This window comes from Mycobacterium sp. E2238 (assembly GCF_001672665.1).
In the GTDB taxonomy this organism is placed as follows: Bacteria; Actinomycetota; Actinomycetes; order Mycobacteriales; family Mycobacteriaceae; genus Mycobacterium.
The window spans coordinates 16,733-27,841 of sequence record NZ_LZKF01000242.1 but is presented as its reverse complement, the minus strand read 5'-3'; the positions used below and the strand labels follow the sequence as shown (position 1 = coordinate 27,841).

10 protein-coding genes and 1 pseudogene are annotated in these 11,109 nt (G+C 67.6%); 6 read left to right on the top strand and 5 right to left on the bottom strand.

Translation table 11 applies throughout. From position 1 onward, the window contains the following. Together A5711_RS21920 and A5711_RS21915 are read left to right on the top strand one after the other, a co-directional pair. Positions 1 to 399, top strand: a pseudogene (locus tag A5711_RS21920) (hypothetical protein); the annotation flags it as partial. Between the two features lie 132 nt (positions 400 to 531). Next, complete coding sequence (locus A5711_RS21915; RefSeq protein WP_197520844.1) at positions 532 to 2,166, top strand: LGFP repeat-containing protein; 1,635 nt, start codon at positions 532 to 534, stop codon at positions 2,164 to 2,166. 13 nt (positions 2,167 to 2,179) lie between these two features. Here the strand turns inward: A5711_RS21915 and A5711_RS21910 are convergent, their stop codons facing one another. The 4 genes from A5711_RS21910 to A5711_RS21895 are packed head-to-tail and all read right to left on the bottom strand — an operon-like array spanning position 2,180 to position 5,359. Beyond that, on the bottom strand, positions 2,180 to 2,995 hold the full coding sequence (locus tag A5711_RS21910) for a Cof-type HAD-IIB family hydrolase (protein ID WP_067950241.1): 816 nt from the start codon (positions 2,993 to 2,995) through the stop codon (positions 2,180 to 2,182). A gap of 34 nt (positions 2,996 to 3,029) precedes the next feature. Further along, complete coding sequence (locus A5711_RS21905; protein WP_067950240.1) at positions 3,030 to 3,815, bottom strand: 1-acyl-sn-glycerol-3-phosphate acyltransferase; 786 nt, start codon at positions 3,813 to 3,815, stop codon at positions 3,030 to 3,032. A gap of 14 nt (positions 3,816 to 3,829) precedes the next feature. Then, on the bottom strand, positions 3,830 to 4,585 hold the full coding sequence (locus A5711_RS21900; protein ID WP_067950236.1) for a 1-acyl-sn-glycerol-3-phosphate acyltransferase: 756 nt from the start codon (positions 4,583 to 4,585) through the stop codon (positions 3,830 to 3,832). A 6-nt stretch (positions 4,586 to 4,591) separates the two neighbouring features. Further along, positions 4,592 to 5,359: a 1-acyl-sn-glycerol-3-phosphate acyltransferase gene (locus A5711_RS21895; RefSeq protein ID WP_067950235.1), complete on the bottom strand. Its 768-nt coding sequence runs from the start codon at positions 5,357 to 5,359 to the stop codon at positions 4,592 to 4,594. 157 nt (positions 5,360 to 5,516) lie between these two features. On the opposite strand from A5711_RS21895, the gene A5711_RS21890 reads away from it, so the two are divergent. After that, positions 5,517 to 7,067: an MBL fold metallo-hydrolase gene (locus A5711_RS21890; protein WP_067950234.1), complete on the top strand. Its 1,551-nt coding sequence runs from the start codon at positions 5,517 to 5,519 to the stop codon at positions 7,065 to 7,067. Further along, complete coding sequence (locus A5711_RS21885; RefSeq protein ID WP_067950233.1) at positions 7,064 to 7,408, top strand: hypothetical protein; 345 nt, start codon at positions 7,064 to 7,066, stop codon at positions 7,406 to 7,408. The genes A5711_RS21890 and A5711_RS21885 overlap by 4 nt, the downstream gene beginning before the upstream one ends. Here A5711_RS21885 and A5711_RS21880 read toward each other — a convergent pair. Next, positions 7,391 to 8,821, bottom strand: coding sequence for a condensation domain-containing protein (locus tag A5711_RS21880; RefSeq protein ID WP_067950232.1), 1,431 nt, complete (start codon positions 8,819 to 8,821; stop codon positions 7,391 to 7,393). The two genes, A5711_RS21885 and A5711_RS21880, sit on opposite strands and share 18 nt — an antisense overlap. Before the next feature lie 428 nt (positions 8,822 to 9,249). Here A5711_RS21880 and A5711_RS21875 point away from each other — a divergent pair, with 428 nt between their 5' ends. After that, a complete protein-coding gene (locus A5711_RS21875) occupies positions 9,250 to 9,978 on the top strand; it encodes a GAP family protein (RefSeq protein WP_067950230.1) in 729 nt (242 codons plus the stop codon). Positions 9,979 to 10,017: 39 nt separating this feature from the next. Further along, positions 10,018 to 11,103 (top strand): PE-PPE domain-containing protein, encoded by a 1,086-nt coding sequence (locus tag A5711_RS21870; protein WP_067950228.1) that lies wholly within the window; start codon positions 10,018 to 10,020, stop codon positions 11,101 to 11,103. Positions 11,104 to 11,109 lie beyond the last annotated feature (6 nt).

Genomic DNA, 11,109 nt, shown 5'->3' with positions numbered 1-11,109 from the left:
GGTGGCGGTGGCACCGGCCTCGGCGGCGGTGGCGGCAGCAGCAGTGGCGGCGGCGGCCTGGTCAACGACGTGATGCAGGCGGCCAACCAGCTCGGTGCAGGCCAGGCCATCGACCTGCTCAAAGGCCTGGTAATGCCGGCAATCACGCAGGGCATGCAGCACGGCGCCGCGGGTGCCCTCCCGGGTGCCGCGGGTGCACTCCCGGGTGCCGCCGGCGCCCTGCCGGGTGCCGCGGGTGCCCTGCCGGGTGCCGCGGGTGCCCTGCCGGCCGCCGCCGGTGCCCTGCCGGGTGCCGCTGGCGCCCTGCCCGGTGCAGCCGGCGCCCTGCCGGCCGCCGCGGGCGCTGCCGGTGCGTTGCCGGCAGCCGCGGCCGCTGCGCCGGTCCTGCCCCCCGTCTAGAACTCAGGCGAACCCTTCAACCAGACGGCACCGCAGATTCTTCTGCGGTGCCGTCGATTTTCGTGCAGATTCACACCGCCGCAGTTCGTGTCGTCTCATCATTAACATTAGAAACACAAGTAATATCGCCTGGTGTCTCCTAGTCGCGGGCCGACGACGTTGCTCACCGCCATCGCGGCGACCGTCGTCATCGTGTCCTGGGTGGCGGACACGACGCGCGACCGCGGCACGGCCGGCACACCGCCGGCCCGCGGCACCCAGCTCGCCGAACAGCCGCTGGTCGGGCTGGGCGGCGGCGTCACGGTTCGCGAGATCGGGCAGAACACCCCGTTTTCCCTCGTCGCGCTCACCGGCGACCTGGCCGGCACGTCGACCCGGGTGCGAGCGAAGCGTCCCGACGGTTCGTGGGGACCCTGGTACCAGACCGAGTACGAGACGGCGGCGCCCGACGGCGCGACAACCGCCGGGTCACTCGAAGGACCGCGCGGGACCGACCCGGTGTTCGTCGGCACCACCACGACCGTCCAGATCGCCGTCACCCGCCCGATCGACGCGCCGGTGACCCAAGCGCCGCCCGCGCCGCCCAACGAGACCGGCCTCGGCTACAAGCCGGCGTCCCGGGAACAACCGTTCGGGCAGAACATCTCAGCCGTCCTGATCTCGCCGCCACAAGCGCCGGTGGAGACGCAGTGGACACCGCCGTCGGGGGTCTTGATGCCCGGCCAGGCACCGGCCATCATCAGCCGGGCCCAGTGGGGCGCCGACGAGTCGCTGCGTTGCGGTAGTCCTCAGTACGACGACGGGATTCGCGCCGGGGTGGTGCACCACACCGCGGGCAGCAACGACTACTCCCCGCTGGAATCGGCCGGGATCGTCAAGGCCATCTACACCTATCACAGCAAGACCCTGGGGTGGTGCGACATCGCCTACAACGCCCTGGTCGACAAGTACGGCCAGGTGTTCGAGGGCAGCGCCGGGGGGCTCACCAAAGCGGTCGAGGCGTTTCACACCGGGGGGTTCAACCGCAACACCTGGGGTGTGGCGATGATCGGCAATTTCGACGACGTGCCGCCGACGCCGATCCAGCTGCGCACCCTGGGCCGGCTGCTGGGCTGGCGGCTGGGCTTGGACGGCGTTGACCCCAAGGGCACGGTCGCATTGGAGTCGGCGGGTAGCCACTACACCACCTTCCCGGCAGGTTCCGTCGCGACGCTGCCCACGATCTTCACCCACCGCGACGTCGGCAACACCGACTGCCCGGGCAACGCCGCTTACGCACTCATGGACGAAGTACGCGACATCGCTTCGCATTTCAACGATCCGCCGGAGGAATTGATCAAGGCCCTGCAGGGCGGCGCGATCTACGAGCACTGGCAGGCCATCGGCGGCATGAACAGCGCGCTGGGCGCGCCGACCTCACCGGAGGACAGCGCGGAGGGCGACGCCCGGTACGTCACGTTCGCCCGGGGCGCGATGTACTGGTCGCCCGAAACCGGCCCCCAGCCGATCACCGGCGCGATCTACGACGCCTGGGCGTCGCTGAGCTACGAACGCGGTCCGCTCGGCTTGCCCACCAGCGCCGAAATCCAAGAGCCGCTGCGGATTACGCAGAACTTCCAGCACGGAACCCTGAACTACGACCGACTGACCGGCAACGTCACCGAGGTCGCCGAGGGAATCACGACGCCGCTGTCGACGGAGTCACCGAGCGGTCCGACCGTGGCGCCCGAACACTTCTCGCTGCCGGCGCACCCGTCCGCCACTTAGCCGAAGAGCCTTCTCAGAGCCACCAGCGTTCCAGCACGCGGCCCACCCCGTCCTCATTGTTGCCGGTGGTGACCTCGTCGGCCGCGCTCAGCACGTCGGGATGGGCGTTGCCCATCGCCACGCCATGACCGGCCCAGCGCAGCATCGGTAGGTCGTTGGGCATGTCGCCGAACGCCACCACCTCTTCGCTGGCGATCTGTAGGGGCCTGGCGATCTCGTCCACCCCGGTGGCCTTGCTGGTGCCCAGCGGCACGATTTCCACCAGTCCATTGTTGGTGGAGTAGGTGATGTCGCCCTCGATGCCGACATGCTTGGCCAGCGCGGCGGCCATATCGGCGCTGCGGGCGCCGCTTCGGCGGATGAGCAGCTTGATTGCCGGGGCGCTGAGCAGATCCTCGATCGACACCTCGGTGTTGTCCGGGTTCAGCCAGGCATGTTCGTAGCCGGGCGAGCTGATGAACTGCGGGGTCGCCGTGTCGTGGGCGCGTTCGCCGATTCGCTCGACGGCCAGGCCGGCCCCCGGAATGACGCGGGTCGCGAGCTCCGCCAGCTCGGCCAGCGTGTCCACGGGCAGCGTGCGCGTCGACAGCACCCGGTCGGCCGCTGGATCGTAGATGACGGCACCGTTGGCGCACACCGCGATCGGCGCGAAGCCGAGCGCGTCGACGACCGGGCGTATCCAGCGCGGCGGGCGGCCGGTCGCCACGACGAACGTCGCGCCGGCGGCGACGGCGGCACGCACGGCGTCGCGGGTGCGCGCAGTGATGGTTTCGTTGTCGTCGAACAGGGTGCCGTCGACGTCACAGGCGATGAGCGCCGGCAAGGTCATCTGACGGTTCCGCGTTCGCAGGTCGCCGGTCTGATCAATGCACTCCGCTCTGGTCCTGTCCCGGTCGGGTGACGCCGTCGGTGCCGTATTTCTGCATCCGCGCCTGCAATTCCGACAGTCGGATCGCCCGGGAATCTTCCTGGGTGGGCGCGGAGCCGCCGAGCCGCCTCGGCACCCAGAACTCGCCCTCCGGGTGCGGGTATTCCTCCTGCACCCGGTACAGCAACTCGTTCATCGCGACGCGCAGCGCGACGTTGAGCTGCTCCGGTGTGCCCTGCGGCGGCAGCGGGCGCCCGGCGGCGACGGTGATCGGAACCTTGTTGCGCCACACCTTCTTTGGATGATCCTTCGGCCAAATCCGATGGGCGCCCCAGACGATCACTGGAACGACCGGCACCTGGGCGTCCAGCGCCATCCGGGCCGCACCGGTCTTGAACTCCCGGAGCTCGAAGCTGCGGCTGATCGTGGCTTCGGGGTGCATCCCGATGAGCTCGCCCTCCCGCAGCCGCTGCACGGCCACCTCGAACGCGTCGTGCCCGGTCCTGCGGTCCACCGGGATCAGCCTGGCGTGGTTGATGACGTAGTTGACCGCCTTCACCTCCGCCATCTCCGCCTTGATCATGAAATACGCGCGCCGTCCGCGCTCACGCACGCCGAGCAGCGTCGGCAGCCAGTCCAGGTAGCTGGTGTGGTTCTGGGCCAGCAGGGCGCCACCCCGCTGGGGAATGTTCTCCAGGCCGCGATAGGTGATCTTGGTCCCCTGCATCGCCACCATCGGCGGGACGATCCACTCGCACAACCGGTAAAAGCCCTCGGGCATCAGTCCTCCTTCGCCTACCGCGACGACGGTCCATCACGACCGGCGGCGCGCGCCGCGGCCTCGTCCGCCTCCATCCGGGCGGCCTCCGCCATGCTCGGTGCCCCACCGCCCAGCCGGCGCGGCGTCCAATACGCCCCCGGTTCGTGCGGATAGCGCTCTTGCACGTGGTGTAGCAGCGCGGTCATCGACTCGCGCAGTGCGGCGTCGGTCCGCGCGATATCTTCGGCCGCCGTGACGGGCGCGCCCACCTGCACTTTAATCGGTACCTTGGTGCGGCCCAGGGTGCGCGGGTGGTCCTTGGTCCAGATCCGGTGCGCACCCCAGACGATGATCGGGATGATCGGAACGTCCGCGTCGATGGCCATGCGAGCGGCACCCGTTTTGAACTCCTTGAGCTCGAAGCTGCGGCTGATGGTGGCCTCCGGATACACGCCGACCAGTTCCCCCTCGCGCAGCCGCTGCACCGCCACCGCGTAGGCCCCGGCCCCCGCACCGCGGTCCACCGGAATGGTCCGGGTGTGCTTGATCAGGAAGTTGACGATCTTCACCTGCTGCATCTCGGCCTTGATCATGAACCTGAGCCGGCGGCGCCGGCGATGCACCGCCAGGGCGGCGGGCAGAAAGTCGACATAGCTGGTGTGGTTGATCGCGACCACGGCGCCACCGGAGTCGGGGATGTTCTCCTCGCCGCCGTAGGAGATCCGGGTGTCGGTGGCCAGAACCGTCAGCCGAGCCAGGATCTCGAGCGTGCGGAAGACCGGTTCCACCATCGATCGCTACTCCGGTGCTCCCGCGGATCCGGCCCGGCGCGCCGCGCGAGCGGCCGCCTCTTCGGCATCCATCCGGGCGGCTTCTGCCAGCGACGGGGCACTGCCGCCCAACCGGCGCGGCACCCAGAACTCACCCGCCGGGTGCGGCCCATACATTTCCTGCGCCCGCTCCAGCAGGTGCTGCATGCGGGAGTGCAGCAGCCCCTTCAATTCCTCGACGCCCAGCGTCGGTTCGATCGGTTCGCCGACGACGACCATGATGGGCACCTTGGGGCGGAACAGCTTCTTGGGGTGCCCCTTGGTCCAGACGCGCTGCGCGCCCCAGACGATCACCGGAACGATGGGCACCCCGGCTTCGACCGCCATCCGCGCGGCACCCGACTTGAATTCCTTGATCTCGAAGCTGCGGCTGATGGTGGCTTCCGGATAGACGCCGACCAGCTCACCGTCCTTGAGGTTCCTGACGGCTTCCTCGTAGGAGGCGGCCCCGTCTTGCCGATTAACGGAGATGTGCCGAAGGCTGCGCATGATCGGCCCGGTGATCTTGTGGTCGAACACCTCCTGCTTGGCCATAAAGCGCACCTTGCGGCCCAGACCCTGCTTATAGGCGGGCAGACCCGCGAACGTGAAGTCGAGGTAGCCGGTGTGGTTGATGGCGATGACCGCACCCCCGCTTTTGGGCAGGTTTTCGACGCCCGTGACCGTGATCTTGAGACCCTGTATGCGCCATATCAAGCGGGCAAGTTGAATGACAGTCCCGTATACCGGTTCCACAGCAGATCAGCCTAGTGCTCCCCGCTGTGAGTCGGCCCCGGAGTCAATCGAAGTGCCGACAAAGAAGAGGCCGCCCCGCGCTAAGCTCGGAGGCTGAAAAAGCCGTTACCCGGCCGCGGGCCGTGCAGGTCCTCGAAGCGGCCCCAGGAAGGTATTTGTGCAGGTCACAAGCGTAGGTCACGCCGGATTTCTGATCGAGACGCCCGCGGGCAGCATCCTTTGCGACCCGTGGGTCAATCCCGCCTACTTCGCGTCCTGGTTTCCGTTTCCCGACAACAGCGGCCTGGACTGGGACCGGCTGGGCGACTGCGACTACCTGTACGTGTCGCACCTGCACAAGGACCACTTCGACGCCAAGAACCTGGCCGAGCACGTCAACAAAGACGCAGTGGTGCTGCTGCCCGACTTCCCGGTGCCGGACCTGCGAAACGCGTTGCAGGAGCTGGGGTTCTACCGGTTCTTCGAGACCAGCAACTCGGTCAAGCACCGGGTCAGCGGCCCGAAGGGCGATCTCGAGGTCATGATCATCGCCCTGCGGGCGCCGGCCGACGGCCCGCTCGGCGACTCGGCGCTGGTGGTTTCCGACGGCGTAACGACGGCTTTCAACATGAACGACGCACGGCCGGTCGATCTCGACGTACTGAGCTCGGCTTTCGGACACATCGACGTGCACATGCTGCAGTACTCCGGCGCGATCTGGTACCCGATGGTGTACGACATGCCCGCACGCGCCAAGGAGTCGTTCGGGGTCCAGAAGCGGCAGCGGCAGATGGACCGTGCCCGGCAGTACATCGCCCAGGTGGGCGCGACGTGGGTCATCCCGTCGGCCGGGCCGCCGTGCTTTCTGGATCCGGAGTTGCGTCATCTCAACGACGACCAGGGCGATGCGGCCAACATCTTCCCGGACCAGATGGTGTTCCTTGACCAGCTGCGCACTCACGGGAGCGACGGCGGCCTGCTTATGATCCCCGGTTCGACCGCGGACTTCACCGGCACCACCCTGAATGCGCTGAGCCACCCGCTGCCCGACGATCAGGTCGAGGCGATCTTCACCACCGGGAAGCGCGCCTACATCGCCGACTACGCCGAGCGGATGGCGCCGGTCGTGGCCGCCGAGCGCGCGAGCTGGGCGCCCGCCACCGGGGAACCCCTGCTGGAGCAGCTGCGCGCGCTGTTCGAACCGATCATGTCCCAGAGCGATGAGATCTGCGACGGCATCGGCTATCCCGTCGAGCTGGTGATCGGCCCGGAGACGGTCGTGCTGGACTTCCCGAAACGTGCCGTGCGCGAACGCATTCCCGATGAGAAGGTGCGCTACGGTTTCGCCATCGCGCCGGAGTTGGTCCGCACCGTACTGCGGGACCGGGAACCGGACTGGGTGAACACCATCTTCCTGTCCACCCGTTTCCGGGCTTGGCGCGTCGGCGGCTACAACGAATATTTGTACACCTTCTTCAAGTGCCTCACCGACGAACGGATCGCCTACGCCGACGGCTGGTTCGCCGAGACGCACGACGATTCGTCATCGGTCACGCTGGACGGCTGGGAGATTCAGCGCCGCTGCCCACACCTTAAAGCCGACCTGTCGAAATTCGGTGTGGTGGAAGACGATACGTTGACCTGCAACCTGCATGGCTGGCAGTGGCGATTGGAAGACGGGCGGTGCCTGACGGCGCGGGGTCACCAACTGCGAAGTGCGCGAGCATGAACGACAGCCCAGGCCGGTCTTACGACGACGGGTTGGTTCAGCTGGACCGTGCGGCTATCACGCTCCGCCGCTACCACTTCCCTTCCGGAACGTCGAAAGTCATTGCGCTGAAATCGATTCGTGGATACAAGGCCGAAGGTCTGGGCCTGCTCACGCATCGGTTCAGGATCTGGGGAAGCTCGGACTTTCGTCGCTGGCTACCGCTGGACGTGAGCCGGCCGTTCAAGTCAACCTTGGTCACCCTGGACGTGCCGGGCGTCCGGCCCAGCCCCGCGTTCACGCCCGCGCGACCGGAAGAGTTCACCGCACTCCTGGATGAGCTGCTAGCTCAGCGCGGTTAGCGTCGCGCGCGAGTGCGCAAAAGCCTGGTTGCGCCTGCCGTCGGCGACCCCGACATACGCCGACTTCATCGCTTGGATATAGCTGCCCACCGATTCGCGGGCGACCGGGTTGTCGGGGAATAGCACCGTCACCTTGGTCTCGCGCTGCAGCCGAATCACCCACAGCGAAACCTGATGGGAGACCCGGCCCTCGTCGTAGATCCGAAAGTTCAAGTCGGAGTTGGCAACGGCGGACAGCGGGGCGATGCTGGCGTCCAGGAACGACATCACGAAGTTGCCGGGACGCGGCCTGCCCAGGCCCGCCTCGGGCGGCGCCAACTCCAGCACACGGTCAAACGGCACGGTCGCCAGCTCGATCCCCGAGTCGAAGGACGTCTGCGCGGAACGTGCCGCGTCTTCGAACACCCCCGCGCCGACGCCGACCATGACCGGAACCAGGCCGGTGAACCAGCCCGTCGTCATCAATTCCGTTGGCGTTCTGCGGGTATCGGTGGTGGTCACCACCGAAAACGTCTCGGCGCCGGTCAACGCGCGCTGCGTGAGGCCCGCGCACGCGAAGACACCGCCGCTGAAACGGGCGCCCGCACCGACGCAGGCCCGCTCGAACCGTTCCGTCTGCCGCTCGTCCATCAGCGTCTCGGTGACGAGCTTGCCGGCGTAGGGCACCGCGAGGTCGCCGAGGGGCAACGGGAAGTACGGCAGCGTTCCACCGTTGGCCGCGGCGAACGCGACCCACGCGCGCACCCCGGGGGAGTCCGCCGTCAGCGCGGCCATCTCCTCCCACTGCCGGACGCAGTAGTCGCCGTACCGGCCGGCCTCCGGGAGTTCGATGGGCGCCTCGCCGCCGACCAGGGCGGCGTACATCAGGTGAATCTCGGTGAACAGGACGCCGACGATCATCGGGTCGACGCACAGGTGGGCGATGCTGGCGTAGAAGGTGAAGTGGCTGCCGCTTTGCACCACCCCGAAGAAGAAGCAATCCCACTGCAGCGGCTGCGGGGTCGAGATGTGGTCTCGCAGTTCTTTCGGCGTCAGCCGTCCGTGGTCGACCGGGACGAGTTCGATATCGCCGGGGTCCGCGAGGGTATGGCGAACGATGTGTCGCGCGTCGCGATACTCGAACCAGCTGTGGTAGGTGTCGTGCCGGCGAATGTGTGCGTTGATCGCGTAATTCATGGCGCGGACGTCGCAGCGGCCCGGGATATCCCAGGTGAAGATCATCAAGCGCGACATGTCCAGCCCCCGCGCCGCGTGGTCGCTATAGCGCCGAAGATGTTGTGTTTGCTGATAACTGGGTGGTACGGGACTGACTGGCGCTTCAGCCGCCCTGGCCTTTGCCGCGGGCGAAGCATGCCAGCAGATGACGGGGCCGGCTTGCGGTGTCCAGTCTTGGAGTGTCGTTATGCCAAACACTGAATGCCCTGCACCTCCGCGCTATTCGGCTCGGCATAGCCCGAGCTGAGCGGCCCGCCAAGCGCTGCTTCAGACGACCTGCCGTCCGCGCTATCGCCACGGAGCCGAGCCCGCCAGTGCGCCCGCAGCTGCCCCGCGGCCAGGCGTGGTCACGCTCTTCCACGAAATCCCTTGGCGGACAACGACAGTGGCGCCGAACCGACAGATCGAGCCGCCGACCTAGGATTTCTCCAGCCGCAAGTGGTGCTGCGGGAATCCTCAGCATAACCGCTTCGGGTAGCGGCCGCTCTGCGAAACTCCGGGGGGCGTTACGCGCGAATTACGGCTGCTTGAATGGAAGGCGTCCAATTCCGGGCCTGCCCAGGCCGCCGGCTTGGCTGGGCGAGTTTCGGTCCGGGGCGCGGCGCGGTCGGGTACGGTTGCCCAGCATGTGGATCACCGTGCTGATACTGGCCGGCGCAGTGATCTTCGAACCGATACGCGTCGGGCTGGTGATACTGCTGCTCGGCCGTCGGCGCCCGCTTTTGCAACTGCTCATGTTCTTGTGCGGTGGCTTCGCCATGGGAGTCGGTGCGGGCCTGATCGTGCTCTTCGTCCTCAGGGCCGCGCCGGTGGTCGGCCACTTCAGCGTGGCCGAGGTCCAGATCGCATCCGGGCTCGTCGCTTTGCTCGTCGCCGTCGCGCTGGCCACCAACGTCGTGCGGCGCAGGATCGCACGCCCCGCGCCGGCGGACGCGGCAGTCGGTGGCAGTGGGGGCGTCGCCCTGCTCGTGGGGACCGCACCGAGCGGTCGCCAGCAGCTTGCCGAACGCGCACGCATCTTCTTGCGAGGCAACTCGCTAACTGTCGCAGCCGCTAGCGGGATGGGGGCTTCGTTGCCGTCCGCGAACTACATGGGCTCGATGGCCGCCATCCTCGCCTCGCACGCCGCACCGGTCGCGCAGGTGCAGGCGCTGGTCGCCTTCAACCTGGTGGCGTTCACGGTGGCCGAGATCCCGCTGATCGGGTTCCTGGCGGCGCCGCAGCGCACGCGCGCCTTCATGGCCGCGCTGCAAACCTGGCTGCGCTCCCGCGGCCACCGCGACATCGCTGTATTGGTGGCGGCCGGGGGCTGCTTCATGCTCGTCCTCGGCCTGATCAACCTCGGTGCGGGGTAGCATCCAGCTATAGTTTTCGATCGGCCGTGAGGGGAGTTTGTGAACAAGCTGCTCGCCGGGGCCATTGCCGTCGGAATGCTCACGTGTGCAACGCTTTTCGATGATGGCGTCGCCGCCGCCGACACCGCTCTGATAGTGCCCGGCACGGCGCCGTCCCCGTACGGGCCGCTGAGGTCGCTGTATCACTTCAACCCCGCGATGCAGCCCCAGATCGACGAGAACTATTACAGCCCCGGGGCCGTCAGGCGCGTGGTGCCCTATCCGGGCAGCTTCTGGCCGGTCACCGGCCTGAACTCGCCGACAGTCAACAGCTCCGTGAACACCGGGGCGAACAACCTCGACGCCGCGATCCGGACCACGGACGGGCCGATCTCGGTGGCCGGGCTGTCTCAGGGCTCGCTGGCGCTCGACCGCGAGCAAGCGCGCCTGGCGCACGATCCCACCGCGCCGCCGCCGGGCCAGCTCACCTTCATCAAGGCCGGTGACCCCAACAACCTGCTCTACCAGGCGTTCGGTCCCGGGACGCACGTGCCGATCATCGACTACACCGTCCCGGCTCCGGTGGAAAGCCAGTACGACACGATCAACATCGTCGGCCAGTATGACCCCTTCTCCGACCCGCCCAACCATCCCGGCAATCTGCTGGCCGACCTGAATGCCATTGCCGCCGGCGGATATTACGGCCACAGTGCGACGGCCTTCTCTGATCCGTCCCGCGTCGCGCCCTGGGACATCAAGAGGACGACGAACAGCCTGGGCGGCACCTCGACGACGTATTTCATCCGGAACCCCGAGCTGCCGCTGGCCCGGGCACTAGTCGACGGGGCGGGCATGCCGGCCGAGGCGGTCGGGCCGATTGACGCTGTGCTGCGCCCTCTGGTCGACAGGGCGTACGACCCGGGGCCGGCGCACAACCCCGTCCAAATGATCAATGGCATCGTCCACATACCTACGGCCATCTCCGCCGCCTCCTGGTCCGTCCGTGGCGCCGGCGCCGCCGTCAACCTGGCCACCAACTCGCTGGGGCTCGCCAACCTGGCCCGAAACCTCGGCCCGGGTCCACGACTCGGCAGAGGCGGCGTGTTGCCGAAAGTCGTTCGCGCGGTGGTCAAAGCCAAGAAGTGACAGCGG

Coding starts and splice junctions, on each gene's coding strand:
- A5711_RS21910 (WP_067950241.1), bottom strand. CDS start 2,995: ATGACCTTGCCGGCGCTCATCGCCTGTGACGTCGACGGCACCCTGTTC.
- A5711_RS21905 (WP_067950240.1), bottom strand. CDS start 3,815: ATGCCCGAGGGCTTTTACCGGTTGTGCGAGTGGATCGTCCCGCCGATG.
- A5711_RS21900 (WP_067950236.1), bottom strand. CDS start 4,585: ATGGTGGAACCGGTCTTCCGCACGCTCGAGATCCTGGCTCGGCTGACG.
- A5711_RS21885 (WP_067950233.1), top strand. CDS start 7,064: ATGAACGACAGCCCAGGCCGGTCTTACGACGACGGGTTGGTTCAGCTG.
- A5711_RS21875 (WP_067950230.1), top strand. CDS start 9,250: ATGTGGATCACCGTGCTGATACTGGCCGGCGCAGTGATCTTCGAACCG.